This window comes from Nonomuraea sp. NPDC050022 (assembly GCF_044460705.1).
Classification (GTDB): Bacteria; Actinomycetota; Actinomycetes; order Streptosporangiales; family Streptosporangiaceae; genus Nonomuraea.
Map to the genome: position 1 here is coordinate 200,729 of NZ_JBITKE010000001.1, position 26,761 is coordinate 227,489.

Consider the following 26,761-nt stretch of genomic DNA (forward strand, 5'->3'; position numbering starts at 1 on the left):
GTGATGATCGGCATTGTGATGGGCAGTGACTCCGACTGGCCGGTGATGAAGGCCGCGGCTGAGGCGGTGGCGGAGTTCGGCGTACCGTTCGAGGCCGACGTGGTCTCCGCGCACCGGATGCCGACCGAGATGATCGAGTACGGCCGTCAGGCCGCGGCGCGGGGTGTCAAGGTGATCATCGCCGGCGCGGGGGGCGCGGCCCACCTGCCGGGGATGCTGGCCTCGGTGACGCCGCTGCCGGTGATCGGGGTGCCGGTGCCGCTGAAGTACCTGGACGGGATGGACTCGCTGCTGTCGATCGTGCAGATGCCGGCCGGGGTGCCGGTCGCCACTGTGGCCGTGGGTGGGGCGCGTAACGCGGGGCTGCTGGCCGTACGCATCTTGGGGGTGTCGGACCCTGAGCTGCGGGAACGCATGGAGGAGTTCCAGGGCGAGCTGAAGGAACAGGCCCACGCCAAGGGCGAACGCCTGCGCGCCGAAGCGGCTCGCCTGGGCGGCTAGCATCTCGCTGGCCGGCCGTTGGGCGGCTGCCTTTCGGCCGGCGAGCATGGTCCTGGTGCTTTGCGGTGCTTTGCGGTGCTTTGCGGTGCTTTAGGGGCGGCCCAGGGCGCGATAGTGCCAGCCGGCAGAGCGCCAGGTTTCGGTGTTCAGGGCGTTGCGGCCGTCGACGATGCGGCGGGTCGCGACCACCTGGCCGAGCTCCTCCGGGTCCAGGTCGACGAATTCCGGCCACTCCGTGAGCAGGAGCACCACATGTGCCCCTTGGACGGCCTCCAGAGCCGATTCGCCGTAGTGCAGCTCAGGGTGTGCCTTTCGGGCGTTGTCCAGGGCGATCGGGTCGTACACGGTCACCTGGCCGCCCTGCTGGCCGATCGTGACGGCCACGTCGAGCGCGGGGGAGTCGCGGATGTCGTCGGAGTTCGGCTTGAAGGCGGCGCCGAGCACGCCGACCGTACATCCGTGGAAGGAACCGCCCGCCAACTCGCGCGCCAGGTCGACCATGCGGGCGCGGCGGCGCATGTTGATCGCGTCGACCTCGCGCAGGAACGTCAGCGCCTGGTCCGCCCCCAGCTCGCCCGCCCGCGCCATGAACGCGCGGATGTCCTTGGGCAGGCAGCCGCCGCCGAACCCGAGCCCGGCGTTGAGGAATCGGCCACCGATGCGGTCGTCGTACGACAGCGCCTCGGACAGCTGCGTGACGTCGGCGTGGGCGGCCTCGCAGACCTCGGCCATCGCGTTGATGAAGGAGATCTTGGTGGCGAGGAACGCGTTGGCGGCCGTCTTGACCAGCTCGGACGTCGCGAAGTCGGTGACCACCATCGGGATCTCCCCGAGCGGTTGGTAGACGTCGCGCAGCACCTTCTCCGCCCGCTCGGAACGCACACCGATCACGATGCGGTCGGGTTTGAGCGTGTCCTCCACGGCATAGCCCTCACGCAGGAACTCGGGGTTCCAGGCGAGCTCGACCTCGGACCCGGCCGGGGCGAGCCGGGCCAGCTTGTCGGCTAGCCGCTCCGCGGTGCCCACCGGCACCGTCGACTTGCCCACCACCAGGCACTCACGGTCGAGGTGCGGGGCCAGCGACTCGATGGCGCTGTCCATGTAGGAGACGTCGGCGGCGTACTCGCCGCGCTTCTGCGGTGTGCCCACACAGACGAAGTGCACGTCACCGAACGCCGCCGCCTCCTCGTAGGAGGTGGTGAAGCGCAGGCGGCCGGAGTCGAGTCCACGTCGGAGAACGGGTTCGAGCCCCGGTTCGTGGATCGGGAGCTCACCGCTGTTGAGCCGGCGAACCTTGTCGGCGTCTATATCAAGGCCCAGGACGTCGAATCCGAGATCCGCCATGCAGGACGCATGCGTGATGCCCAGGTATCCGGTCCCGATCACCGTGAGGCGATATGGCACGAGGAGCTCCTTTCGAGTGCCAGGCATGTTACCGGCCCGCGCTACCTCGTTCTGTGCCACCTGGGCATTTCCGCAAACTGTACCGCCTAGTAGCAAGATGGTCGGACGTCCTAGTATTTCGCCATGGACTTCCCTTTGTACGCGCCCGCCGAAGAGCACGACATGCTCCGGGAGACGATTCGAGCCCTCGCCGACGAGAAGATCGCCCCGCGCGCCGCGGAGACGGACGAGACCGAGGAGTTCCCCTGGGACGTCTACAAGGCGCTCGTGGCGGCTGACCTGCACGCCGTTCACGTCCCGGAAGAATACGGGGGCGCCGGGGCGGACGCGCTGGCCACGGTGATCGTGATCGAGGAGGTGGCCCGCGCCTGCGCGTCGTCCTCGCTCATCCCGGCGGTGAACAAACTCGGCACGGTGCCCCTGCTGCTGTCGGCCTCGGCCGACCTCAAGGCCCGTTACCTGGCGCCGGTGGCCCGTGGGGACGCGATGTTCTCGTACGCGCTCTCGGAGGGGGAGGCCGGCTCGGACGCCGCGGCCATGCGCACCCGGGCGGTGCTGGACGGCGACCACTATGTGGTCAACGGCACAAAAATGTGGATCACGAACGCGGGCGTCTCGGAGTACTACACGCTGATGGCGGTCACGGACCCGACGGCCGGCCCTCGCGGCATTTCCGCATTTATCGTGGAAAAATCCGACGAAGGCGTCTCCTTCGGGCCAAAGGAGAAGAAGCTGGGGATCAAGGGCTCGCCCACCCGCCAGGTCATCCTGGAGAACGTCCGCATCCCCGCCTCCCGCATGATCGGCGACCCCGGCACCGGCTTCAAGACCGCCCTGGCGACCCTCGACCACACCCGCATCACCATCGCCGCCCAAGCCCTGGGAATCGCGCAGGGGGCACTGGACTATGCCATCGGGTACGTCAAGGAACGCAAGCAGTTCGGCCGGCCGATCGCGGACTTCCAGGGACTGCAGTTCATGGTCGCGGACATGGCGATGAAACTGGAGGCGGCTCGGCAGCTGACGTACCACGCGGCGGCCAAGTCCGAACTGGCCATGCACGGCCAGCCCCAGAAGGACCTCACGTTCCTGTCGAGCGCCGCGAAGTGCGCGGCGTCGGACGCGGCAATGGAGATCACCACTGATGCGGTGCAGTTGCTGGGCGGGTACGGGTACACGCGCGACTACCCGGTGGAACGGATGATGCGCGACGCCAAGATCACCCAAATCTACGAGGGCACCAACCAGATCCAGCGCATGGTCATGGCCCGGCAGCTCCTCAAGTAGCTCTGACATGCGGAAACCCCGCCTGCCGATCGGCGAGGGCGGGGTTCGCTGTCTCGTGGTCGTGAGCTTAACGATCACTGTTCCGTGCCGGTTCCGTGAGAGACGCTGCGCGGACGGAACAGACGGTCATCGATCGTTCTGCGGGCCCGATCGTGCGAGCCGGGCATCATGTGGGCGTACACACGGAGGGTGAAGTCGGGATCGGCGTGCCCGAGGTACTCGGCGAGTTCCTTGACTGAGACACCGCCGGCCAGCATGACGCTCGCGTGGTAGTGCCGAAGCTGATGTAGCCCCTCCTAGCGAGAGGTGGCGTAGTAGTTGCGCTGGCAAGCCTTCTTGTTCGGTATCGGGATCACGCCTGCGGCCATGAGGGCGGGCTTGGATACGGTTTCGCTGTAGTTCTGGCCTTGATGAAGCTGCTGCTCCGCTACACAACGAGCGCGGGCAGGAACGTACGAAGCCCAACCACCAGCGCTTAGGGCTGTAGGCACAAGGCGAGAGCCCAGGCCCAGATAAGCCCTCAAGCGTGGAAGCGGTGCGGGGGCGATCGCGGAGAGCGCCATATTGGGCCATGCGTCGCAGACCCAGGACCGCCCGGATTGAACGCTCTGAGGCTCACCTTTTGGCTACAGTGCGGAGACCTGGATCTCGCCGAGTTTTGCGATGATCGCGCGCTTATCCGACCTCGTCAAGATAAGGATTATCCGGCTTCTGAGCTGTGCGGCTGGGCGCTCCAGCGAGCGCTAAATGACTGTACGAAATCGCTAAGTACATGTAAACTACGCGATCTTTGCGCGCCGTGCGAGGTCTCCCGAGCGGGATCGGCGTGCCCTAAGGTCGTGAGTGTCCCGCCCGCCCAGGGGGCCGCACTGGACATGTGACCACCCCTGGGGCGGACGGCTTGCAAGCTCCCCGAAAATCGGAGGCCGCTAATGGCTACACTACCCGCCCCCGCTAGCCCTGTGTGGAACGTCTCGATCCTCGCCCTGCTCGCGTTCGTGTTGACGCTGGCTGGGGCGACGGCGTCGGACGTGACTCAGATCATCACGGCCATTGTCGCGGTGTCCATCATGCGCTCAAATAGCGGTCAGTCCGCGATCACCTGACACACAGCATCGTCGCATGCCCGATTTGGGCCTGATCGATCGGGCACGTGACGAATTACAAGAGGTGCGAAGCTAAACACGGCTTTGACGCTCGGATCTTTGCGCCGAAGTGGGCAAGGCTGTGCCGGTCGCTCACTTCGGCGCTCACCGTAGCTGGCTGGGCAATCAGCTCATGAATGCCTCCTAGTGGTCCAGTGCGACCCCAACGACAAAGGCTATGAGCGACAATCTGCTGCCCTTTCCGCAAGGCGGTCGTCGATAGCTTTGCGGGCCCGCTGGTGGGAGCCCGGCATCATATGGGCGTACACGCGGAGGGTGAAGCCTGGGTCGGCGTGGCCGAGGTATTCAGCGAGTTCCTTGACCGAGACGCCGCCAGCCAGCATGACGCTCGCGTAGTAGTGCCGAAGTTGGTGCAGCCCCTCCTTGCGAGAGGTGGTGTAGCGGCTTCGCTGGCGCGTGTCCTTGTCCGGTGCCGGGATCACGCTGGCAGTGAGGGGCCCCAAAGATTCCGGACAGCGTCTGGCGGTCTGGCCTACGCTGCGTACCGCAGTGTCAGGTACTGGTCCTCGACTTCTTGTGGAGTCCGATAGCCGAGTCCTGAGTGCAGGCGCTTACGATTATAGAACCCTTCGATGTAGCGGACAACCTGACGGCGCGCTTTGTCGCGGGTGGTGAACGTGAACCTGCTCAGCCATTCATTTTTCAGCGCGGAGAAGAATGACTCGGCCATCGCGTTGTCCCAGCACACGCCCGTCCGGCCAACGGATTGCCGCATCCCCATCTTCGCGAGTTTCCTGGCGAACGCCTCCGAGGTGTAGTTCGAACCGCGATCTGAATGGAAAATGGCGTGTTCCGCGATAGGGATATTGACGGCTGCCACGTCCATCGCCGCTTCGATCAGCGGCGTCTTGAAATGATCGGCCATCGCCCATCCGACCACCTTCTTGGTACAGCAGTCGATGACCGTCGCCAGGTAGAGAAATCCCTCCCACGTCGGGATGTAGGTAATGTCCCCGACGAACTTGGTCCCCGGCGCCTCAGCGGTGAAGTCCCGCTCCACCAGGTCCGGGATCCGATGATGTTCGTCGGCGTCGGTGGTGACCGGCCGCCATGGTGCCGGCTGGCAGGCGACCAGACCCAGCTCGCGCATCAACAGCCGGACCGTCTCCACGCTCACCTCCTCACCCTGGCGCAGCAGCTCCGCATGGACACGCCGATAGCCATACGTCTCATGATTATCCTCGAAAACGACGCCGATTCTCGCCTTCAACCGTTCACGCCGTTCCGCGGTCGCCGACATCGGACGGCTCCGCCATTCATAGAAGCCCGACCGCGACACGTGCAGCCACCGGCACATGTCAATAATCGTGTAGTTGGCCTTCTCCGCGTCGATCAGCTCGTACTTGGCCGTCACCGATTCTCGGCCGCGAAGAAGGCAGCGCTTTTTTCAGGAAAGCGACTTCCTCGCGAAGCTTGCGATTCTCCCGCTCCAGCTCGAGCTCCCGCTCGGTTTTCTCCCCGGCCTTTCTCGCGGAAACAGCCGGGACGTCGCCTCCGTGCTCCCGCCGCCACGCATTCACCCAGTTATGCAGGGTGGTGTCGTGGATGTCCAACTCCCGGGCGACATGCGACACCGGACGATCCCCGTCCAGCACCATGCGGACGGCCTCGTCCTTGAACGCTTGGGAGTAAGGGCCCTTACGCCGTGCCAGCTGCAACTTCCTTCCGGTCACCCCAACCCTAGCTGGGGAGCTGTCCGGGAGATCTAGGGCACCTCAGACCGAGCCGATGAGGTCAAAGCATGCCTCCGGCGGGAGCACTCCGGCACCGAGGTGATCGCAACACGGCCCTGGACGTTGACGGGTGGCTGGGGGCTGATCACCTCGCACACCATCGACTCAGGCAAGCCCAGCAGACCGGCTCCTCCGTATCAAGCCCGGCTTTGACCGCAGAGCAACACATGATCGAGAAACGGCGACCGGCGAACGTACACGCGAAGCCAAGCTTGACACTCCGTCCCCGGCCCGCTGCCGCTACGCGGTGAGTCGACGGCGTACGAGGTGATCAGGAGAGGGTGTGCGGTTCTGCGGTGGGCTACGACTCCTACTTCAGCGTGCGGTGCACGCAGGCCATAGTGATCGCCGCCGGGATCGTAGAGCACACGAAGGTCCGCACCGCCCAGTGAACTGCCCGCCGTTAGCCGCGTCTCAGCCCGTCGCGCGGTCGTAGTGCCGCAGGAACGGCTCTGGCAATCCAGCTCACGGAACGGCCGCAGAGGGGTTGGGCCGAGCGGTGTGGACCAAGAGTCACGGACAATGACCTGGGACGTCACCGCGATGGCCCGTCAGTGGGCTGGGGACGCCGCCAACTACGGCATGGTTCTCATGTCGCCGAACGAGAACAATAGCGCGAACTATCGCGTTTACCCTTCTTCCGAGAACCCCGACGGGCTGGACGTGCCCATGCTCTCGGCGACTTTCTCTCCGCTTGAGGGCCCGGTCACAGTCCAGCCAGCCGGATCCGGCGGTGTGGAGGTCTTCACGGCACCCGCCAACTGGAAGTCGAACACCTTACAGATGGCCGAGGCGCAGGCGCATGCTCTGAGCGTGGCCCAGGACCGCGTGGACGCCAACCCCGCCGCGCTCGGGGCGCCCAGCTTGGACATGGTGAGCGGGCAGGTCACCGTTCCCGCGGCCACTGCGGATGGGCGTGACATCGGCAGAGCGCCGCTGAGCGGCACCGCCTACCTCGCGAACGGCGCGACGGACTGGAGCGTCGCGGGAGAATACGTCGGCGAAGTGGGTGAAGACGACGGGGACGGGCCTGCGAACCTGAGCGAGCCATTCACCTTCTCACCAACTACCCCCGACGTCGCCAATAGCGCCGCCAGGTTGACCGAGATCGTGGACGAGGTCCTTGGTTTGACCACCGAACAGATGCCCAGTGCGGACCTTCTCGTCAGCGCCTTCATCTGGCCCGAACGAAATCTGGTGGTCCTCCAGGCCCCCTCTGTCACCCCGGAGCTCCGGCAAGCCTTGGCGGCGAGGTACGGGCTCAACGCGGTCGCCATCTGGCTTCAGCCGAGTGCACGGCAGCCGGCTGCGGACGTACTGACGAGAAGCGGCCCCAGGGCGGTTTCGGCGATGGCCGGTGACAGCCGGGATAACGACACCGACGGCTACATCAACGGCGGCAGCAGGTACTTCGGCTCGCCCGGCGGTGAGTGCACCACAGGATGGGCTTGGGGCAAGGCCGCGGACATGCTGCTGCTGGTCGGAGGTCACTGCATGCCGATGAACGGCGGACGCGTCGCGCGCCGGGTGGACGGGAACATCCTGGGCGCGCTCAGCGTGTACCCGGAAGAAGACAGCAACTGGGACACTCGAGTCGGCACGGTCAAGCTGCCCGGCCAGTCCACCTACTATGGCGATGTGGCTCGCCTCCACGTCGACTACCGTTCCACCGCATCCATCTTCGTGGGCCCGGCCGGGTCATCGGACAAGCGCTCAGTGGCAGGACGCTGGTCTCGCAGAGCCCAAGACGGCGACCTTTACTGCGTCGGCGGCGTCAACAGCGGCCAGACCTGCAACTGGAAGGTGGCCGGGATCGGCTGGAAAATCAAGAACGGGACTAAGACCACGCGGTGGGTCCAGCGCGGCACGCGAGCGAACCGGTGCACCAAACGCGGAGACTCCGGGGCACCTGTCTACACGATTCGTTCGAGCGACGGCTACGTCGTGGCCAAGGGCATTCACCACGGCTCGCTGAAGAACGAGGACGGCACGGACATGACTGAAAACTGTGAGGCATACTTCACGGATATCCATGATGTCGGTCTCGCATTCGGTGATCGCATCATGAAGCGCAACTAGGAAATATACCCATGTCCGTCACCTGGTCCAGAAAACCCGCCGTTGTGCTCGCGCTGGCCCTCGTCGTCGTGGGCGCTGTGCTGGTCCTGAACGTCCGAGTGAACACGTCGGGACACAGGCCCGTCGACGCTCTGCGGGTGTCAGCCGACGGCCGGACGCTGACCGCACAAGTGATCGTCGGCCCGCCACAAGACGACGGCACGTTCTGCGAACAGGTGACGGACACCGCGGTCCGGGAATCCGCCAGGGACGTCGCCATCGGGATCGAGATGCGCGACGATTGCCGGCCCTGGCTCTACTGGAGTGGCCGGGAAGTGGCTCTGGACATCGGGTTCCGCAGGGAGGTGCGGGTCGAACTGCGCACGCCGCTCGGCGGACGGCCGGTGGTCGACGTCGCGACCGGCTCCCAGGTGCCGATTCAGGACGTCCCACCCGCACGGCGCTGAGGCCGGCGCCCGGGCGGGCATACGCGGCAGACTGTTCCGATCGGTGATGAGGTGGATCTTCGACCCCTTTCTTGCCGGCGAACTCCCCCTTCGGCCGCCCGCACGCTGACGGAGTCAATCGCGCACCGTGACCAGTCCACCTCGCCGCGGGCGCCGAGCTCATCCAGCAGGATCCGATGCAGCTTGGCCCACACTCCGCAGCGCTCCACTCGGTGAAGCCGCGGTGCGCGGTCTGCCAGGAGGCGCCGAAGATTGACTCGTGCCTGCAGTGCAGCGCGCTGAGTGACCGGCTCAGTGAAGCCGAGGTACACGGTCGTCTTCGCAGGTTCCATCAGATCTTGCTAACAGCGTTGCAAACACCGTCCCTGGACACCCGTGTACGTCCTTGGAAGCCGATCAAGCTGAGAGAGCCCCTGAGCAGGCACTCGTGACAGCCGTGGATGCACGTGGACAATCTCGCAGTCCCTTGTAAACAGGTGGTCGTCAGACCGTCGATCAGAAGGCAATGGGGAGTTCACAGGCGTAGCGAGGTGTTGAGAAACGGCAGGTGGAAGCGCAGGCCTGCGTGACAACGGCGGCGAACGCCGCCGAACACTCATGGACCACGGCGGACCATCCCAGCAGGCAACGCACACGAAGCACCAGGTCGATCAGGTCGTGGCGTCGCCATACAAACGGGGGCTCTACACGCCATAGGCGTGGGGCAGGGCGAAAACGGCGCGATGTGAGGAAGCGGCATGCAACGGCCTGCTGGCGCACCTGGCACACGAGGGACGTTCACGATGATCTGAGTTGGCAGGCCATCCTGACGAATCTCTCTGTGTCCTGGTCTGGTTTGAAGAACACGTGCCGATAGGCGGCGAGGACCTGCAGCTGGTTGAGCCGTTCGACAACAGGTTTCTCCACTTCGGCTGTCAGCTGCTGAGGGCCGAGAGCCATCAGGTGTCGAGGGCCGAGCGGCAGGACAACGCTGTGCGCATCTCTTATTGCCATGTTGTAGGCAGGAGCGTTGGGATTGTTCGGGTCGAACCTGACGGGGATTGCCGGGTTGTCTCCGATGATGAATTGTCCTGTCCTGGCGGTGAGTAGTTCGGGCTGCCATGTAGCGATCAGGTCTCGGACCTTGTTGAACATTTCCTCGATGTTCTGCCTGAAGAGCTGTCCGCCCGCGAAGCCTTTCGCGGGAAGAGACTCTTCCAAGATTGGATCCAGGAAGGCCGGCAGTGCCACATCCGGCAGATGCAAGCCAGTCTGGCGTAGTGCTTCTGCGCGCACCAGTTCCTTGCGTCGCCCGAGCATGTTGTCGCGCAAATTCTGATAGACGCGATGGAACGATTCTTGGTGGATCTTCTTGTAGCGAAACGATCGAACGAAGTGAACGCTGATCAAGTCTCGAAGAATTGACGCATTTGCCGCCTCGGCGAACGGATTGCCCCTGTCGATGGCCCTAAAGACTTGTGGTGCACGTTGTTCGGTACGCGCCCAAAGGTTTTCGATGGAAACCGAATCCACCGGGACGAAGTCCTCGTCATAGGCACATGCCTTCGGAGGCTTGAGCTTGTGCGTGCCCTCCGGCCGCTCGAGGTTGAACTTCGTGAGTCGCCTTCCGCTGCCCCTTACACCCGGGACCGTGAAGCGCTTCAACAGCACCTGTGAGACGACATGCTGATCCCTGATATGACTGAGGGCCGCGCCATCCCCAGTGGGGCCAGACGCGGATCCTGCCTGCGACGAGGAGGGAGCGGTGTGCACGTTCACCAAGTCTGCCTGTACGGACCACAGCAAGCACCCGATATAGCCGCACGTACAGCAACCCCGCCTCACGCGATCACACCCAACCGGCCCGTATCTACCAGCCGAGCAGGACGAAGAGCGGCCGACGATGCGCCTACCCTTCCCTATGGATCAGATGGGCACCACCGTGGCTAAGGCCGTGACGATCGCGGATTTCGGTACCCGTCGTACGGGCTGGGGCGATCGGGTGACCATGGCTGAGGTGACAGCAGCGCTGACAGCAACGTCCCCACACACCGACGCATGCGCGCCGCCATCCACATGCGCCTGATCACGGTCTCCATCATTCGAACAGGGCGGTTGTCCCGCCTGAAAGGCAGACGGTCGTGCTGGTCGCCGAGGAAGCTATCTCCGCGTGAAGGGGACGCCGTACGCAGGCGGCTGGCCGCTCATCGACTCGGTCAGGTCCTCATCAGTGAGTGCAAGCTCGAAGGCGTTGCCTGCTTGCCGTAGATCCCAGCCTTGACCGAGCGCCATACGTATGGCCGCCGCCACCAGGGCCGGCCGTATGGCGATCGTCCGCTCTCCCAGCCATGCGTCCGGCCGTGAACAGGGAAGCGACACCAGAAGAGCGCGACCCGACGCGTCGGCGAGTTCCACCGCGAAGGTCATCGGGCCCCAGCTGTTTCCTTGGCAGTAGGTAGGCTTACGACGGACGCGCCAGCGGAGTACCGTGCCGTCGACGATGATGAGCCGCGAGCCCTTCCTCGGGATCGCCATCAGGCCACCTCCTGCTCTGTTCCGTCGCTGTTCCGTGGGATGGCCGAGAACAGCGAGAAACGATGAGAGCCAGCCGCAACAGTAACCCCTGGTCAGGCTCCCGATCGACAGATTTTCGCAGGTGGGCATGGAGGGGATCGGAGATCACCCAAATCTACGAGGGCACCAACCAGATCCAGCGCATGGTGATGGCCAGGCAGCTCCTCAAATAGCCCTACAAGCATCGTCTTCGCGGGGCTCAGGCCGTGACATTGGGGGGTGCGACCCCCCAAGCCCCCGGCTTTACAGGCGTGGTCCTCGTCGGGGGCGCTTCGCGCCTGGGGCTCGGGCTGTGACATTGGGGGGCGCGGCCCCCCAAACCCCCAGCCAAAAACCCGCTTCGCCGATTCGTTAGACGATTACGCCCCCACCCGCTCAGCCAATTCACGCAGTTCAGTTGAAGCCTGATCTTGCATCGACAACAGGTCGGAGGTGAGCTGGCGGACGATCCGATGGTTACGTACCTGTTCAGGCGTGATGCTCTCAGCTTCGAGGAGTTGCGTCACCGCCTCATCAACCTGACGACGCTGCGCATGCGCCCGTGCCAGGTCTATGGCCAGGCGCGCCCGCCGCTCTGCCGACAGCGTCGAGGTATCCACTGCGGCCCCGACGCGCAGCGCGTGACCGGCGTCGCCCACTTCCACTGCCACGGCCACCTCATGCAGCGCGACGTTGGCCGGTCCGAACTCGGTGTTGTAGTCGTTGCGCCCTTCGCCAACCCGCGCCGCCATCTCGCGGGCTCGTGACAGGTGCTCGTAGGTCATATCGGCCTGATTGATCCGCGAGGCCGCCACCGCCCGCTGCAAGGTCAGCCCGCCCCACAGCGACATCGCCTCCACGCTGCCCTGATCGGTCGGGAACCACAGCGCCTCAGCAGCCGTGCGCGCCGTCTCCTCCACCTGGTCGAAGTGACGCGCCCCCAGGAACACGAACCCCAGCGGGAACGCCCCCGCCGCCATCAGCAACGGGCTGCCCGCCCGCTCGGCCGCGCCGATGGCCCGATCCGCCGCGATCCACGCCGCATCCGGCTCGCCCAGCTTGGCCAGCGATGCCGAGCATGCCTGATAGGTCACCGCCAGCAGTTCGAACAACTCGGCCTGGCGTTCGGCAGGCGCGGATCGCACCGCGCCCTCCCAAGGTGGGCACCAGACCGCGCAGCAACTCGGTCAGTTCGATATAGCGGCTCTGATGCGTCAGCTCCCACGCGTGATCTACCTGCGGCTTGAGCTGATCGGTGGCCGGCACGGGCGTGGCGTGCAACGTGGCCTGCAAAGAGTGGGCGCCGGACAACACCAGCCGCCCCCCGGCCGTTCCCAGTACCTCCTCATTGGTGGCGGCGACCACGGGCGCTTCGGCGGCCAGCTCCGAGAGCGGCACATCGAGCGTCTCGGCGGCCTTCTCCAGCACCGACATGCGATCGACCTTGCGCACGCCCCGCTCCACTTGCGAGATCCACGCCACCGACCGATCCACCAAACGAGCCAACTCGGCCTGCGACAGGCCGCGCCGCTTACGCTCCTGGGCGATACGCCGTCCCAGCGCCCGCTGCCGGCCAGGTGGGCGCCGATGCACAAGGGCGCGGCCGGCCAGGCTGATGGTGCCGATCGAGTTGACCTGCCGATCCACCTCGACGACGCTCGCCGCGATCGGAGGACCGGAGATGGGCTCGGTCGGTGCCGGGCGGGCGGGCTCGGCTCGAGGCGAGTAGCGCGGCCAGGTCCTTGACGGTCAGCCGGGAGGCCACGCTCTTGAGCCGACCGCCGCTGGTGGTGAACACGCGCAGCCGTTGAGTGCTGATCCACAAGGTGATCGGCATGCCCGCCCGGTCGGGGCCGAGCCACAGCTGCTGGCCCCCGATCGACAGATTGCCCGAGGCGGGCACGATCCGATCGACCTCGATTGCCTGGCGCGACAGTGGATCGATCGTGGTCCTCAGGATGGGCTCGGGCCGTCCGGGCTGATCGGCGGCAGGGACCGGGGGATCGGGCGGGCGTCGGAGCAGGAAGGGCCGCAGGAACGGCTTCAGGAGCGGGAGCGGTCACCATGGACAGGCTGGCCGGCAGGCGCAGCGGCAGACCCCGCTCGGCCCGGCACTGGCCATCGCCGCGCTCGACCAAGAAGCGGTCGGCGGGAAAGGCCATGTCCAGCGCCTGGTGCGGACGGGCAGTGTTGTCATGCTCGGCGAACGCGTCCACCTCACTTTGAGCGGCCTCGATCGAGGCGAACGGCAGCGCCTCGGCCAGCAGTTCCCGGCGCACGCTCTGATGGAACCGTTCGATCTTCCCGGTGGTGGTCGGAGTACGCGGCGGGGTGTGACGCAGCTTGATGCCGTTCTCCCGGCAGATCCGTCGAACAGCACCTCGCCCGCCTTCGGCCCGCCGAACCGGCCGGTGAACTGCTTACCGTTGTCGGTCAGCACCTCCAGCGGCACCCCATAGGAGCGCTGCTAGTGCTGGCCGACCGGGCGTTCGACGCTGATGCGTTTCTGCAGCAGGTCGCCGCCACGGGTGCTGCTCTGCTGGTGCGTATCCGGACCGGCCGGCGGCCGCCGGTGCTGGCCCCGCTGCCTGACGGGTCGTTCCTGTCGGTGCTGGCCGGTCTCCAGGTTCGCATCATCGACGCCGAAGTGATCGTGACGTTGGCAGACGGCCGCCGCGTGCAGGGCCGCTATCGGCTGGTCACCACCCTGACCGACCACCGCACCGACCCCGCCGAACAGTTGATCCGGCTCTACCACGAGCGCTGGGAGATCGAATCGGCCTACCTGGCCCTGCGGCACACCCTGCTCACCGGCACCGTCCTGCGCTCGGGCGACCCAACCGGCGTCGAACAGGAGATGTGGGCCGCCCTCACCCTCTACCAGGTGCTGCGCCGCGCCATGACCGACGCGGTAGAGACCAGCCCGGGTACCGACCCCGACCGGGCGTGCTTCACCACCGCCCTGGACATTGCCCGCGAGCAGGTCATCACCGCTCACGCCATTCTGCCCGGCACCGCTGACATCGACGTCCTGGGAACCATCGGCCGGGCGGTCATGGCCAGCCTGCTGCCCCCACGCCGCCGGCGGCTGGGCATCCGCAAGGCCAAATCCCCGATCTCCCGGTATCACACCCACCGCAGCGACGACCGGCCACCCGGCAGCGTCGCCATCACCGGACTGCAGTTCATCATCCACCAAGGCCGCACCACGCCACCGCCCTCGACCCCAACCTCACCCAGGGCATGGGCCCTGGACCGCCATCTGGCCGACACCACCCGACCCGCACCCCGCACCGCGAAAACCGCCACACCCCGGCGCACCGGACGCAAAGAACGGGTCCTCGCCCTGTTCAACGCCGAACCGGACCGCTCTTGGCACTCACGAGAAGTCGGGCAGCTGATCGACGCTCCTGATCTGCACAGCTTCGGCGTTTCAGATGAGCCAATGGGCACGTCAAGGCATCATCCGCAAGGTCGGCCGCGGCACCTACACGCTGCCTTGACACGACAGCACCCCCATTAACTACGCGGCCTTGCATCAAGCCCGCACCGCCGTTGGCGGCACGGGCGCAGGGCCCCCACGGTCTGCGCTGCGGCTCTTCGGTCGGTCGCAGCCTGCGAGGCCCGCGCAGAATCGCGCACCCAAGCCGATCACTGCTAGCTCGAGGCACGTTCTTGACCCCTATCTACCTAAATTGTACCGACTATAATATCTGTTCAAGGGGTGCCGAATCATCACGGCCGTCTTAAACTTCGCGATCGCACACGAAAAGGCATAGAAGGCGCATTCGTCTCAAACTCCACATGCCGAACCGCGCGAAGGGTCGAATACGCGGCATATCAGTGTTGACTAGAGGCTTTTGGTCTAAGCTGCCGCACGGCAGGGATCGACGGCAAGGAGCGCTTGTTGAGCAGAAAGATAGCTTTGGTGGCTGGCGTCGGCTCATACGAGGGACGATGGGAACAGCTAGATAGCTGTGCGCATGACGCTGACCAAATTGCAGCAGTTCTATCTGAGCCGGAATACGACTTCGATGTAACCACGATTGTGGACCAACAGGTCACAAGACAGGCGATATTACGCTGGCTTGTTGATGCGAAGACCTCGGGGGCAGACCTGATCCTCTTTTACTTCGCTGGCCATGGGGCAGTCAACGACCTCGGAACTTTTCTTGTCACGTTCGACAATGAAGAGTTCGACGAAGGGATTTCACTGGTCACGCTGATGCAGTTGCTTCAGCCAGCTCCCGGATCAAGTACCAGCACTGTTGTCATCCTGGATTGCTGCCATGCAGGGGAGGCAGCTAGCACGCCAGTAGCTGGAAGGTCAACGCGACGAGTAGCTAATACAGACATTAATAACGTTCTAAGACAATCAGATCCCTCCGCTGTAGTCATCGCGGCATGCGCGTCTGATCAACGTGCATGGGAAACCGCGAACCTCGGGCATGGTATTTTCACATTCCACCTTCTCGAAGCACTTCTGGGTTATGCAGCCGACCACACCGGGGACGTCACCGTCCACAGCTTGTATGAAGTTGTCTCCCGCGAGATGGCCAGCCTTGACACTTGGTATCAAGATCCTGTCTTCGGAGGGCGGGTTACAGGTCGGGTAATACTCGGTAGCAGACTAACACCAGTATTGTCGCCACCACGTCCCGAGCAAGAATATGAGCGGATAGAGCTGGAAGCTCAAGTACATCTCGAAGAATATAACAGGCTCCGCAGTGCCACTATCGATGCATGGCGTGCCTCCGGCTACGCTGACGCATGCAGAAGGCTTGAATCAATTAGCGATTGGTTCGCCCGCAAAGAGCAGATACAAGGGCTTTCGCAGAGGGAAGGATTTAGGAGCGCAAAGAATACCCTAATCCGCTATCAAACCGAACTAGGTCTAGTTGAACCGGGCATCCGGACCCCTTGGGGTGTGCTCGAGAAGGAAATTGGCGGCGGCGGATTCGGTAAAGTCTGGCTTATAGCCGACGGAAAAAGCGGGCGGCAGGCGTACAAGCTGTATCACGTGAACGAACTGTCGGACCGTGAGAAAGTAAAGAGATTCAAAAACGGCTATGACGCCATGCGTATGCTGAATCATGACCGTATCGTCAAAGTTCATGATTACAGTACCTGTCCGCCAGGGTTCGTAATGGACTACGTCGAGGGCGACAACTTGCGTGATCTCGCACCGGGTACCTTTATGGACCCCGTCTCTATCCTATGCATCTTGCAGGCATCCGCAGATGCTATTGCCGATGCGCATAAGCATCTAGTCATTCATCGCGATATAAAGCCCGAGAATATCGTCTGTTCCCTCCGAGAAGATGGTATTTATGAGCCGTTCCTGACCGACTTCGATCTCGCATGGTTCAGTACGCAAACGCAGAAAGCAACCAAAACAGCAATGGGTGTAGTCTATTACGCTGCGCCGGAGCAGTATGTAGCTTTCAATCCCAAAGCAGCACGCAGCAGAACGCCTTCACTTGATGTCTATTCTTTCGGTCAATTGCTGTACTTCTGCTTCATGAATGCCGATCCTGAGCCTTTGAACATTGACACGAATGTCGAGAAGCTTCATAGGCGACTCCTCAGCTCGTGCACGGCAAAGGCTACCCGGCTCATCGTCGACCTCTATAGAGGTTGTGTTCAGTTCGCTCCAGAGGATCGCATCAGCGACTTCAAGACTATCCTTGCCTACTTAAGCGAAGTAATACAGGAGCTCACTTACACGGACAATGATAAAAAGCTTGAGCCCGACGAATACGTAAATGAAGTAGCGTTTCAAATCACAGGTAGAGTTCCAGAGGGGCATTTCGGCTCATTCTTTAACGCAACTGGCAATTGGGAGATAACCCCGGAGTGGAGGGATGCACCAAGATTGCGTTCCGGAGTAGGGCGGATCCTGTCTCTCCATTTCCTACCATCGACCCGTATGGCGATGGAGAACATGTCGAATGAGAGAATGCGACTGATTCTAAATCGCAGGATTGATGCGTCGTTGGCTCCCTTTAGAGATCAGGCGACCCGACATCCTGGGAGACAAGGCGCATTCACCTTCTTTCTTGAATGGCGCCCTAAGAATATGAGTCGAACTGACGCGCTGCGGCTGTGTGAGGCAATTAGGAGTGCTATCGATACCCTCCAGTCGCCATAGGCAATATTCTCCAGCTACACGGAGCGAGGCATGTTCAATAGAAGTGGTTTCGAGGATATTTCGTGGACTTGAGTTCTGATCTCACAACGCCCGGCGAGTTCGAGGAATTCGTTCAACGAACCTTTCAGACGATGATCCCCGCCGTCGAGGATCTAAGAGTCACTCTGCACGAAGTCATACGGGGCGTGGATGGAACTTATGATTTCGACGTTACGGTGCGGTATCAACTCTTCGGTCTTTCCTTCTTGGTCCTCGCAGAAGCAAAGCGTCATCTTAATCCAATCAAGCGTGAGCTTGTGCAGATACTTCATCAAAAACAGCAAAGCGTCGGTGCGCATAAAGCAATTATGTTTTCGACCGCGCCTTATCAAACTGGCGCCGTAATCTTTGCCCAGACTCACGGAATTGCTCTGGTTTTGGCATCCAAGACGTCTCTCACTTTCAAATCCAGATCTCGACATGATCCTTTATTTTCATATCGCCCACAGTCCTCACGTGTAGATGCATGCTTATGGGATGGGTATATCCTTGATGGCGCCGAACCGAATTATGCCCCCAGTAGGGCATATGTTTCACAATTGGACGAGCTGCAACTTTCCGAGAAACTGCTCGGGCTCTCTCGTGATCGGAGCTGAACCTAAGCTGCAGGAGAGTGAAGATGTATAATAAATGTATGACCTGACAGCAATGTGACCCACATAGTTCGAACACATCACATTGTCCTATGGTTCGGCTCTCCATTGGTCCTCTGTGCGACGAGATCGAGGCAGCTCTCGTCGCGCGAAAGCGACCGCGCCGGGTGTGCGGGGTTCCATTGGCCCGCTGGCGTCCTTTCTCGTTCGTCGGGGCGATTGGCCTCTGGTCACGTCGGGGTCTGGAGCGCTTGTTGTCGGTCGAGAGCGGCGATGATGTCTTGAGCCCAGGGCCATCGTGCGGCGATGCGTAGTCGCAGTCGTCGCCCGCCGCGGATCAGCCGGCCAGCCACCGCGAACAGGCGCAGGCGAAGGTGTTTGGGTTAGTAGCGGCGCGCGGTGGTGTCGTGCAGGGCGGCATCTGCATCCAGGCCAGGAGTTCGCAGGCCAACGCGACGAGTTCGCACCAGATCTGGTTTTGGGTGAAGTCGTGGAGTGGCAGGTTGGTCAGGCCGGTGTCTTTGGCGCAGCGGATGCGATCCTCACAGCGTGCCCGTCGGCGGTGGCGTAGCTCCAAGTCAGCGAGCTGCCCACGGCGGGTGTTGGTCACGAAGCAGGTAAAGCGGTGTCCGTCGAGGTCAGTGAAGCGCAGCTGGGCGCCGGGGTGCGGGCCCTCCTTGCTGGCGATAACGCGCATCCCCTTGGGCCGGGAGGTCATGTCGAGGAGGCCAGTGAGCTCGGCTACCCAGGCACCGGGCCGGCGCTGGCCATCGGCGTCATAGGTGGGCGTCCAGGCGGTCTTCGGCAAGCGCAAGATCGCGTGCTGGATGTCGTCGGTGAGGGTGAACCCGATCGAGTAGGCGAGCTGGCGGCCTGGTCGGCTCAGCCAGGTGAGGAACTCGTGGGGGCCGCCGCCGGAGTCGGTGCGGATCAGCACTTGACGACGACGGTGCCGGGGCAGTTGAGCCAGGGCGATGTGGGCGGCGGCGATGTGGGCGGCTGCCGGTGTTGGAGCCGGCGTTTCCCGGCCGCAGCGCGATGGCCAGTGGCTCGCCGGAGCCGCCTTCTCCGTGGTCGGCGAAGACTGTCATCGAGTGGAAGCCGAAGGTTTTCTTCCAGGTCAGAGCTGCCTGTAGCTTGTCGGAGTGGGCTATGAGGATGGTGGCGTCGATGTCGAGGGGGATCAGTTCGCCGTCGGCTCCGGGTGCGGCGGGTCCGGCCAGAGTCCAGGCGCGTGCTCGTGCGGTGGCGCGGGCAGCGCGAATAGCTTTCAATGCCCGTGTTGAGTCGATGGCCAGTCGGTGATCAGGCGGGAGACGGTCGGGTCGGAGGCGACGGGGCCCAAGAGTTCGGGCTGAGCGCGCAGCAGCGCGATGTCGGCCAGGCAGTCACCGCCCAGGGCGAGGCTGATGGCGAGGTCTGCGATGACCTTGCCCGGGTTGTGAATGGCGCGGGCGGGTCGCCACCGCTCCAGCTCGTGCGAGAGTGCTCGGTCCAGGCCGGTGATGGCCAGCGTTCGGGTGAGGAGCAGGTCGCCTGCGTGGGATAGGAGACCGTCAGCATCGGCGGACACACTGATCTTGCGGTGGGACGCGATAGTCTGCACGTGAAAAGTGCCTCTTGATCTTGTGCGGACAGGACCTTCGACAAGCCCTATTCTCCCAGCTCAAAGGCACCTTTCTTATGTAAATGATCAAGCCTGGCAAAATTCACCGCGAAAGCCCGAGGCTAGGTCGGCCCGAGGCGGTTAGGCCGTCGTGGGCGAGTGGTGAGAGCGCGGGTGGCAGTCATGGTCGTCCGGTGGTGAACCGGGGTGGTGAATGGCATGCCATCGGATGGCTCGGTGATGCAGTCGGGGGGTGACACGGGGCATGTTTGGCACGATCATGCGACCCGTGCGAACTCAACACCGTGCTCTAGCAGGTCGGCCACCAATGGATCGATGCGATTATGCAGTGTCGGGAACTGCCGGCAGCGAACGTCCATCCGCGGATCGCGATCGAGGCGATGATGCGGGCCTTCGTTTCCGAGCCTCTGATCGTCAAACGAGGAGTGCAGTGAAGCGCTGGTTATGGCGCCTGACGGTCTCGGCCGTCGTGGCGCTTTCAGGAATGACCGGGCCGGTCGTGGTCGCCGAGGCGGAGCCGACCCCGGAGATCAAGGTCAGCGACGACCGGGAGATCGCTGTCTTTCTATGTACGCCGCCCGCGTACGGGTGTCACAAGCGGTACGCCACGGCGAAGCAAAGGCGGGACGTCGAGACGTTCCTGAAGAACACGCCTGAGGTGACCGAGGTGCGCTTCGTGAGCCGGGCCGCGGCGTACGCGAGCTTCCGCCAGGAGTTCGCCGGCCGGAAGAAGGTGCTGGCGAGTGTGCGGGCCAAAGACATGCCGGAGTCGTTCCGTGTGCGGGTGTCGGGAGTGGCCGACCGAACCCGGATCACGCTCTTGGCGTACCGGCGGCCAGGGGTAGGGCTCGCCGTCGACCAGGCAAAGAATCACTTCGATGCTCCGTTGGTGCCGGAAATCTCCGTATTTCTATGCGCGAAGGGCTCGCCGATGCCTGCCTGCCTGCATGGCCGGGGCAAGGCGAACAAGTCGGCGGTAACGGTCAAAGAGAGGAAGGCGATCGTCGCCGCCATCGAGCGGGTTCCCGGGCTCGAATCGTACGTGTTCGAAGACCAGAGGACGGCGTACCGGAACTTCGTCAAGACATACGCGGACAACGAGGAGCTCATCTCGGTCACCAAGATGTCGGGACATGCCGGAGTCCTACCGGCTGTCGATGCGGCCCAAGGCCGACGTGGACTCACCGAGCCGTCGGCTGGCACGGATACCGGGGGTGAGCCAGGCGTACGACTTGGGGTGCCTGTTCCGGAGGGAGCGACTGTGGTCGGAATATGGGCTCCAGAAACTCGGGTATAAGAGTTGCGGCTAAGAGCGGCGGAACAAGCCCCTGAGCGGCGTCCATAGTGGCCGGCCGCCCGTCGCGGGAAAAGTACATCCGGTTAGCTGCGGCTCGGTGGCTGCTCCCGTCAAGAACCACAGCCACTGTCGCTAACTAGCTGGCACGGCGGTAGACAGCGGCGGCGATTTGCCGGAATGAGCGGATGAGCGGGCTGGTGTCGGTGCTGTTCCAAGCGACCACCAAACGGCTGGGCGGCATGTCGAGCAGCGGAACCGCGACGAGACCCTCCGGAAGGGCGTGGGCGAGCGTGGTCAGCCCAACCGTGCCGTTCCACAGAACCGCCTGAAGACACTCGTGGACGGTTCGCACCACCGGACCGTCCTGGCCCAGGCCCATGGGATGGCTCCAGAACGCCCGCCAGACGGGGTCGATACCTTTGGGTAGCTGGAACCAGCGGCGGTCGGCGAGGTCGTCCAGGCGCAGGCGGTCACGGCCGGCCAGCGGGTCGTCGGCGCGTAGGACCACTCCGACCGGGTCGGCGCGCAGGACATGGGTAGTGATTCCGGTTTCGTCGAACGGTGCCCGGGTCAGGGCGACATCGACGAGGCCGGAACGCAGTCCGGTGGTCGGATCGGTGAAGTCGGCTTCGCGGATGCGGACGTTCAAGCCTGGATGGCGCTGGCGAAAGGCGGCGGCGAGTTGGGTGCCGGCCTGTTCGGCGCTGTCGGCGAGGGTGCCGATCGTCATGGTGGCCGTGCCCGCCGCGGCGGCGACCCTGGTGCGGGCCTGATCGGCCTGCTCCAGCAGGGTGCGCGCCTCGTCGTAGAGTGCTGTTCCGGCGGGCGTGAGCGAGACTCCGGTGGGTGATCGGTGCAGCAGTACGGCGCCGAGGTCGGTCTCCAGTTGCTTGATGGCCCGGCTCAGTGGCGGCTGTGTCATGTGCAGGCGTACGGCGGCGCGGCCGAAGTGGAGCTCTTCGGCGACGGCCACGAAGTAGCGCAGCGTGCGTAGGTCCATCAGCGGCGACGATACCCGTACGGCATCGGGCGTGCGGAATCGGTGTTGGACGCCTCCAAGCGTCTCGCGATGGAGTGGGGAGACCGAAATCTGCCGCTTCCGAGGAGTCCGTATGGCCGAGTTTGTGTTGCCCGACCCCGTTGTCCAGCTCACGGACGTACAGGAGCTCGCCCGTGATCTGGTGGTGATTCCGAATCGGCGGGTGCCGCTGGTGCCGAACATCGGTCTCATCGGCGGCACGCGTTCGGTCCTTGTCGTCGATACCGGTATGGGTACGGCGAACGCCGAAACCGTGCTGAAGTTCGCGGCCGACTTCGCCAACGGGCGCAGGCTTTACCTGACCACGACGCATTTTCATCCCGAGCACGCGTTCGGCGCTCAGGTGTTCGCGGGGGAGGCGACGTTCCTGATCAACCAGGCGCAGGCCGAGGACCTGAAGGTGAAGGGGCCTGGCTATATCGAGATGTTCAAGGGGCTTGGGGAGTCGGTCGCGCGTCGGCTTGAGGGGGTCCGATTGGCGACTCCCGATGTCGTCTACGACCATGAGCATGACCTGGATCTTGGCGGTCGGGTGGTCGAGTTGCGGGCCACCGGCCGGGCTCACAGTAAAGGCGATCAGGTGATCACGGTCCCGGACGCGGGGGTGATGTTCACCGGCGATCTGGTGGAGGCTGGGCAGTTCGCCATTTTTCCCTGGTTCCCGCCGCATGACACCGATGTGTCGGGCACCCGCTGGCTGGCGGTGATGGATCGGCTGGCCGCCGAAAGCCCGCGGGTGGTGGTGCCCGGCCATGGCGACGTGGGCGGTCCTCAGCTCCTGGCCGACGTACGGGACTATCTGCAGCTGCTGCGTGACGAGACCTGGGTACGCCGCGACTCGGCCATGAGCGAGGAGACGATCGCCGAAGAGGTGGCGGCCCTGATGATCGCGCGGCATCCGGAGTGGGACGGCCCGGAGTGGATCGAGAAGGGGGTCGGCTGCCTGTGCTCGGAGCACACCGCTTAGGCGGCGCGCTTGGGCAGCAGCGCGTCGGCTAGTCGCCGCCACTGCGGCATGGCAGATTGACCGGGTTCGATGCCGAGAACCTGGATGCCGATGTGGTCGGCGCCGGCGTCCAGGTGGTGGTGCAGCTTGCCGACGATCGTGTCGAGGTCGCCCCAGTACACGAGGTCGTCGACGAGCCGGTCGCTGCCACGGCCGCCGTCGATGTCGGCTTCGGTGTAGCCCAGGCGGAGGAACTTGGCGATGTTGTACTTCGTCGTGAAGTACACGTGCAGATGCTCGCGGGCGATCGCCCGCGCCTTGTCCGGGTCGCTTTCCAGGAGCACCGCCTGCTCGACGCCGAGGAACGGGCTGCCGCCCAGCACCTCCCGCGCCTGCGCCGTGTGCCGCACCGTCACGTGGTAGGTGTGAGCGCCTTCGGACCGATCACGGGCCATTTCCAGCATCTTCGGGCCGTACGCCGCCAGCAGGCGTCGCATTGGCGCCCGCGGCGCGGGATTGGCGCTCGTTGTCGCGTCCATTTCGTCCAGATATTCGGTCATCGCCTGCAGCGGCTTGGTCCCGGGCCGCTCGCCCCCGAAGCCGAGGCCGAGCAGGTGGCGATCCGGGTAGGCGTCGGCCAGGAGCAACGCCGCGCCCCGGGTCCATCGCGGCTCGCGGGACCAGATCCGCGCGATGCCGTTGACGACGTTGATGCGTTCGGTGCACGACAGCAGGAATCCGGCGTGCGTCATCGCCTCACGTCCGTCCCGCTCCGGGATCCAGAACGCCGGCCAGCCGAGCTCTTCGAGCTCCTGGATGGACTCTCGCATCATGCTCGCGGGCTGGTCCTCGAAGTCGAACGTCCAGACCCCGAAGCGCCCCAGATCCATCCCATCGATCGCGCCCATGTCTCCTCCTGCTTATCCGACGGTACGTGACCGCCTCAACCATGACCAGGAACGCAGCGAAGTATCGCATATTGTCGATATGAGGCAAAACGTAGCAGCGCAGGGAGCGTTTGGTGAGGTCGTCAGAGCGAGCGTCCGAGCACGTCGACGAGTCGGGCGATGCGCTCCTCGTCGCGCCGGTAGTGCGTCCACTTCCCGACGCGAGTGGCGCGGACCAGCCCGGCACGCTGCAACGATGCCATGTAGGCGGAGACGGTCGACTGCGCGAGCCCGGTCTTGGCCTGGATGTGGCTCACGCACACGCCGACCTCGTGCGGATCCGCGATCGCCTGCTCCATCGGGAAATGGTGCTCGGGATCGCGCAACCACTGGAGCACCTGGAGCCGTACAGGGTTGGCGAGCGCCTTGAACACGTCAACCAGCTGCGCGGAGGCGTCTTGTGAGGGTTCGGCGTGTGTCGTCATAGGTCGTCGAGCCGATTATAGGGTCAAACCACGAGAAAGTGCCGGGCGCGGTCCTCGCCCGGCCACTACGTCAATCGGTGGGGATGACGGCGTCTCGGGGGCCTCCGTACACGGGATTCTTGTCGTAGCGTTTGTCCGTGACGAGCAGGCGAATCACGCCCTTGGCGTTCTCCTCCGCCTCCCAGACGATCCAGTCGTCGCCGACAGGTTTGGTCTGCGTACGCTCCTCGCCGTAACCCCCGGGGTTCCCGGGCGGGATGGAAATGATCAGGAAGATGACCTTCTTGCCGCGCCGCTTCAGCTCCGGCAGTACCTCGCCGACGGTCTTCTCATCCACGCGGAATCCCTCGAGCGACCGCCCCTTGTCAGTCGCGATAACGAATTCCGGCTTGTGCCTCTTCGGCATGGGGGCGGGCACGGGTTCGCAGGGCGCCACCGGGCCCTCCATGAGATAGGTGGAGGTGTGGCTGCTTTCCCCGTTCGCTTTGGCGCTGATTGTCCAGACGAAGGTCTGGCCAGGTCTGAACAGCTTGGTGTTGATCCGCATCTGCCAGCCTTTGGTTTCGCCGGAAATGTTCTTCGGGGGGCTGTACAGACCTTGGGGAATGTCCAGGACGTGCTTGCCGCGCGGTTCGCGGCACATCTGCCCGTACGGAACCTGGTCGACGATGGCGGGAACACCGAGAGCCTGCAGCCGCTTCCGCAGGCCCGCGGCATCATGGAAGTCACGGATCTGGATGGTCACCATCCCGTCGGCGGTCTTGGTCACGGCGTAGGACGTCGGCACGCCGGAACCGTTTGCCAGCATGACCGGGCCCACCACCACACCTGCGGCAAGCGCGACCACGGCCACCAGCCCCAGGGCCAGCTTGCGGGGCTTTCTCATTTTGCCCGGCAGCGCGCTGGGCTCTTCCGACGTGATGGCGGCCAGCAGCGCCCGCGCCCCCGCGCCGGACGGGCTGCCCCCCTGCCCACCGGGCTCGATCCTGGCCAGTGGCTTCATCGCGTCGATCTCGTCGATGTTCTTCACAGCGGCCTCTCCGCCGGAACGAACCGGCTCTCTGACGTGAAGTGGACACCCGCCTCGGCGAGCGCCCGGGAGAAGCGCTTTCGGGCGCGATGGAGCCTGATGCGTACGGCATTGCGCGACAACCCGAGTGCAGTCGCGATCTCCTCGCGATCCAGGCTCTCCCAGGCGACCAGCGACAGCATCTCCCGGTCATCGTCGGACATGCTCTGGAGGACCTGACCGATCGCGGCGAGCTCGACCCCGCTGTCCGGGGACTCACCGTAGAGATCGGCCATCTCGGCATCGAGCTCGACGCTGCGCGCCCGCCGGCGGTTGTCACCTCGGTAGTGGTTGGCCAGCACCTTGCGCGCCACCCCGTACAGCCAGAGCGTGGCCTCCTCCCCTTCCGGTAACTCGTCCACCCGGCGCCAGGCGACCGTGAAGGTCTCCGCCACCACGTCGGCCGCGTCCTGCGGCGACTCACAGCGGCGAACGGCGTATGCCGTGATCTGGCCATAGGCGCGGTTATAGATGGCCTCGAACCTGGCCAGCCGCTCGTCATCCACGGGCGGTTCCCATCGCAAGTCTCCTTATCAACTCACTTGACGGACAACCATGCCTATGTACGCGACTGGCCCATCATTTCCAGACATGAGGAAAAAGGCGGTTGCGCCTGTCAGGGCCATCGACAAAACGGGTGGATCATCGGCGTACTGCCGTCCTACCGTGAGCCATGGAACCTCACCTGCACAGGCTTGGTCCCGCCCCCCAACGAGTTGGGAGACTGGTCTTCCTCAACGGAACCCCGAGCGCCGGGAAGACGACCGTGGCGAAGGCCCTGCGACAGGAACTGGCCGAGCCGTTCTTTCACCTGTCGCTGGACGAGCTGCGTGGTGGCTACCCGCGCCGATGCTGGCAACAGGACCACGGAGGCGTGCTCTTCCGCCGAGTGCTCGATGGCTACCTGCACATGCTGCGAAATTTCACGATGCTCGGCCATGACGTGATCTCGGAGGCGGTGATCACACCGCAGATGCTGGATCACTACCTCGCCCTGTTTGAGGGGATTCCGGTGCTGTTCGTGGGGATTCGATGTCCCCTGGAGGAGGTGGAACGGCGTGAGCGGGGACGAACCGACAGGAACTCGGTGCCGCCACTCGATGAGCCGGTCCATGCGCACGGCTGCTATGACGTGGAGGTGGATACCTCCGTCCAGGGGTCGGCGGAAGTGGCCAAGCTGATCGTTGCCGCGCTGGCGGACCCTCCGGTGGTCTCGGCCTTCGGTCGGCTTCGACGGTCGACGGTGAGGAAACCGAAGGGGCGCGCGAAGTCGACGTCAACTCTCTTGGCTCGGTAAGGAGGCCGGGGTGCTATGCCTGCTGCGACAGCGCCGATCCCGGTCGCCGCGGCGGCTTCGAAGCCGTGTGCTTGGAAGGTGGCGTTCTGGCGGGCCTGGGCGATGGCAAGTGGTTCAGCGCTGATCCCCGGGAAGTGCCCCCGGGCGGGGCCGGTCACTGTGGCCAGGCCGAACACGTCCTCG

At 64.1% G+C, this 26,761-nt stretch carries 22 protein-coding genes and 6 pseudogenes; 12 read left to right on the forward strand and 16 right to left on the reverse strand.

Annotated features, from left to right (window positions below; genetic code table 11):
* The first annotated feature begins 3 nt into the window (after nucleotides 1-3).
* On the forward strand, nucleotides 4-501 hold the full coding sequence (gene purE / locus ACIBO2_RS00890; RefSeq protein ID WP_357948859.1) for a 5-(carboxyamino)imidazole ribonucleotide mutase: 498 nt from the start codon (nucleotides 4-6) through the stop codon (nucleotides 499-501).
* A gap of 90 nt (nucleotides 502-591) precedes the next feature.
* Here purE and ACIBO2_RS00895 read toward each other — a convergent pair whose 3' ends face one another.
* Nucleotides 592-1,905 carry a UDP-glucose/GDP-mannose dehydrogenase family protein gene (locus tag ACIBO2_RS00895; protein WP_358548464.1) on the reverse strand — a complete coding sequence of 438 codons (1,314 nt, stop codon included), beginning with the start codon at nucleotides 1,903-1,905 and terminating at the stop codon, nucleotides 592-594.
* 123 nt (nucleotides 1,906-2,028) lie between these two features.
* On the opposite strand from ACIBO2_RS00895, the gene ACIBO2_RS00900 reads away from it, so the two are divergent.
* Nucleotides 2,029-3,192: an acyl-CoA dehydrogenase family protein gene (locus ACIBO2_RS00900; RefSeq protein WP_397294674.1), complete on the forward strand. Its 1,164-nt coding sequence runs from the start codon at nucleotides 2,029-2,031 to the stop codon at nucleotides 3,190-3,192.
* A gap of 74 nt (nucleotides 3,193-3,266) precedes the next feature.
* Here ACIBO2_RS00900 and ACIBO2_RS00905 read toward each other — a convergent pair.
* Nucleotides 3,267-3,467, reverse strand: a pseudogene (locus tag ACIBO2_RS00905) (hypothetical protein); the annotation flags it as partial.
* A 687-nt stretch (nucleotides 3,468-4,154) separates the two neighbouring features.
* Here ACIBO2_RS00905 and ACIBO2_RS00910 point away from each other — a divergent pair.
* Nucleotides 4,155-4,298, forward strand: coding sequence for a hypothetical protein (locus ACIBO2_RS00910; protein ID WP_397294676.1), 144 nt, complete (start codon nucleotides 4,155-4,157; stop codon nucleotides 4,296-4,298).
* A gap of 215 nt (nucleotides 4,299-4,513) precedes the next feature.
* Here the strand turns inward: ACIBO2_RS00910 and ACIBO2_RS00915 are convergent, their stop codons facing one another.
* Both ACIBO2_RS00915 and ACIBO2_RS00920 read right to left on the reverse strand, forming a co-directional pair.
* Complete coding sequence (locus ACIBO2_RS00915; RefSeq protein WP_397294678.1) at nucleotides 4,514-4,780, reverse strand: tyrosine-type recombinase/integrase; 267 nt, start codon at nucleotides 4,778-4,780, stop codon at nucleotides 4,514-4,516.
* 50 nt (nucleotides 4,781-4,830) lie between these two features.
* Nucleotides 4,831-5,956, reverse strand: a protein-coding gene (locus ACIBO2_RS00920) for an IS3 family transposase (RefSeq protein WP_397295692.1) whose coding sequence is annotated in 2 segments (ribosomal slippage) — nucleotides 4,831-5,737 and nucleotides 5,736-5,956 — 1,128 coding nt in all. Because the reading frame shifts where the segments join, the coding sequence is not laid out codon by codon here.
* A gap of 657 nt (nucleotides 5,957-6,613) precedes the next feature.
* Between ACIBO2_RS00920 and ACIBO2_RS00925 the strand changes: the two genes are divergently transcribed.
* Both ACIBO2_RS00925 and ACIBO2_RS00930 read left to right on the forward strand, forming a co-directional pair.
* Complete coding sequence (locus tag ACIBO2_RS00925; protein WP_397294680.1) at nucleotides 6,614-8,170, forward strand: hypothetical protein; 1,557 nt, start codon at nucleotides 6,614-6,616, stop codon at nucleotides 8,168-8,170.
* A gap of 11 nt (nucleotides 8,171-8,181) precedes the next feature.
* Nucleotides 8,182-8,616: a hypothetical protein gene (locus ACIBO2_RS00930; RefSeq protein ID WP_397294682.1), complete on the forward strand. Its 435-nt coding sequence runs from the start codon at nucleotides 8,182-8,184 to the stop codon at nucleotides 8,614-8,616.
* A gap of 24 nt (nucleotides 8,617-8,640) precedes the next feature.
* On the opposite strand, the pseudogene ACIBO2_RS00935 reads toward ACIBO2_RS00930, so the two are convergent.
* The 3 genes and pseudogenes from ACIBO2_RS00935 to ACIBO2_RS00945 form a co-directional block, all read right to left on the reverse strand.
* Nucleotides 8,641-8,866 (reverse strand): annotated as a pseudogene (locus ACIBO2_RS00935) (IS5/IS1182 family transposase); the annotation flags it as partial.
* 527 nt (nucleotides 8,867-9,393) lie between these two features.
* Nucleotides 9,394-10,374, reverse strand: coding sequence for a DUF4238 domain-containing protein (locus ACIBO2_RS00940; protein ID WP_397294684.1), 981 nt, complete (start codon nucleotides 10,372-10,374; stop codon nucleotides 9,394-9,396).
* 381 nt (nucleotides 10,375-10,755) lie between these two features.
* Complete coding sequence (locus ACIBO2_RS00945) at nucleotides 10,756-11,130, reverse strand: hypothetical protein (protein WP_397294686.1); 375 nt, start codon at nucleotides 11,128-11,130, stop codon at nucleotides 10,756-10,758.
* A gap of 131 nt (nucleotides 11,131-11,261) precedes the next feature.
* Between ACIBO2_RS00945 and ACIBO2_RS00950 the strand changes: the two are divergent.
* Nucleotides 11,262-11,342 (forward strand): annotated as a pseudogene (locus ACIBO2_RS00950) (acyl-CoA dehydrogenase family protein); the annotation flags it as partial.
* A 186-nt stretch (nucleotides 11,343-11,528) separates the two neighbouring features.
* Here ACIBO2_RS00950 and ACIBO2_RS00955 read toward each other — a convergent pair.
* The 3 genes and pseudogenes from ACIBO2_RS00955 to ACIBO2_RS00965 form a co-directional block, all read right to left on the reverse strand.
* Nucleotides 11,529-12,293 carry a hypothetical protein gene (locus ACIBO2_RS00955; protein WP_397295729.1) on the reverse strand — a complete coding sequence of 255 codons (765 nt, stop codon included), beginning with the start codon at nucleotides 12,291-12,293 and terminating at the stop codon, nucleotides 11,529-11,531.
* 292 nt (nucleotides 12,294-12,585) lie between these two features.
* Nucleotides 12,586-12,795 (reverse strand): annotated as a pseudogene (locus tag ACIBO2_RS00960) (helix-turn-helix domain-containing protein); the annotation flags it as partial.
* A gap of 515 nt (nucleotides 12,796-13,310) precedes the next feature.
* Nucleotides 13,311-13,514 (reverse strand): annotated as a pseudogene (locus ACIBO2_RS00965) (integrase core domain-containing protein); the annotation flags it as partial.
* A gap of 104 nt (nucleotides 13,515-13,618) precedes the next feature.
* On the opposite strand from ACIBO2_RS00965, the gene ACIBO2_RS00970 reads away from it, so the two are divergent.
* The 3 genes from ACIBO2_RS00970 (at nucleotide 13,619) to ACIBO2_RS00980 (ending at nucleotide 17,934) form a co-directional block, all read left to right on the forward strand.
* Nucleotides 13,619-14,671, forward strand: coding sequence for a transposase (locus tag ACIBO2_RS00970; protein ID WP_397294688.1), 1,053 nt, complete (start codon nucleotides 13,619-13,621; stop codon nucleotides 14,669-14,671).
* 384 nt (nucleotides 14,672-15,055) lie between these two features.
* The gene (locus ACIBO2_RS00975; protein WP_397294690.1) at nucleotides 15,056-17,299 is read left to right on the forward strand and encodes a caspase family protein; all 2,244 of its coding nucleotides are present in this window, start codon (nucleotides 15,056-15,058) and stop codon (nucleotides 17,297-17,299) included.
* Nucleotides 17,300-17,361: 62 nt separating this feature from the next.
* On the forward strand, nucleotides 17,362-17,934 hold the full coding sequence (locus ACIBO2_RS00980) for a restriction endonuclease (RefSeq protein ID WP_397294692.1): 573 nt from the start codon (nucleotides 17,362-17,364) through the stop codon (nucleotides 17,932-17,934).
* Between the two features lie 227 nt (nucleotides 17,935-18,161).
* Here the strand turns inward: ACIBO2_RS00980 and ACIBO2_RS00985 are convergent.
* Nucleotides 18,162-19,537, reverse strand: a pseudogene (locus tag ACIBO2_RS00985) (IS1380 family transposase).
* 451 nt (nucleotides 19,538-19,988) lie between these two features.
* On the opposite strand from ACIBO2_RS00985, the gene ACIBO2_RS00990 reads away from it, so the two are divergent.
* Nucleotides 19,989-20,855, forward strand: coding sequence for a permease-like cell division protein FtsX (locus ACIBO2_RS00990; protein ID WP_397294694.1), 867 nt, complete (start codon nucleotides 19,989-19,991; stop codon nucleotides 20,853-20,855).
* 136 nt (nucleotides 20,856-20,991) lie between these two features.
* Here ACIBO2_RS00990 and ACIBO2_RS00995 read toward each other — a convergent pair whose 3' ends face one another.
* A complete protein-coding gene (locus tag ACIBO2_RS00995) occupies nucleotides 20,992-21,855 on the reverse strand; it encodes a LysR family transcriptional regulator (protein ID WP_397294696.1) in 864 nt (287 codons plus the stop codon).
* A 112-nt stretch (nucleotides 21,856-21,967) separates the two neighbouring features.
* On the opposite strand from ACIBO2_RS00995, the gene ACIBO2_RS01000 reads away from it, so the two are divergent.
* Nucleotides 21,968-22,861 (forward strand): MBL fold metallo-hydrolase, encoded by an 894-nt coding sequence (locus tag ACIBO2_RS01000; protein ID WP_397294698.1) that lies wholly within the window; start codon nucleotides 21,968-21,970, stop codon nucleotides 22,859-22,861.
* On the opposite strand, the gene ACIBO2_RS01005 is transcribed toward ACIBO2_RS01000, so the two are convergent.
* The 4 genes from ACIBO2_RS01005 to ACIBO2_RS01020 form a co-directional block, all read right to left on the reverse strand.
* Nucleotides 22,858-23,748, reverse strand: a complete 891-nt coding sequence (locus tag ACIBO2_RS01005) for a TIGR03620 family F420-dependent LLM class oxidoreductase (RefSeq protein ID WP_358550731.1) — start codon at nucleotides 23,746-23,748, stop codon at nucleotides 22,858-22,860. The two genes, ACIBO2_RS01000 and ACIBO2_RS01005, sit on opposite strands and share 4 nt — an antisense overlap.
* 122 nt (nucleotides 23,749-23,870) lie before the next feature.
* A complete protein-coding gene (locus ACIBO2_RS01010; protein WP_358550733.1) occupies nucleotides 23,871-24,212 on the reverse strand; it encodes a metalloregulator ArsR/SmtB family transcription factor in 342 nt (113 codons plus the stop codon).
* Between the two features lie 70 nt (nucleotides 24,213-24,282).
* Entirely contained in the window at nucleotides 24,283-25,242 is a 960-nt protein-coding gene (locus ACIBO2_RS01015) for a hypothetical protein (protein ID WP_397294700.1), read from the reverse strand.
* Nucleotides 25,239-25,805, reverse strand: a complete 567-nt coding sequence (locus ACIBO2_RS01020) for an RNA polymerase sigma factor (protein WP_397294702.1) — start codon at nucleotides 25,803-25,805, stop codon at nucleotides 25,239-25,241. The genes ACIBO2_RS01015 and ACIBO2_RS01020 overlap by 4 nt, the downstream gene beginning before the upstream one ends.
* A gap of 149 nt (nucleotides 25,806-25,954) precedes the next feature.
* On the opposite strand from ACIBO2_RS01020, the gene ACIBO2_RS01025 reads away from it, so the two are divergent.
* Entirely contained in the window at nucleotides 25,955-26,578 is a 624-nt protein-coding gene (locus tag ACIBO2_RS01025) for an AAA family ATPase (protein WP_397294704.1), read from the forward strand.
* Nucleotides 26,579-26,761: the final 183 nt, after the last annotated feature.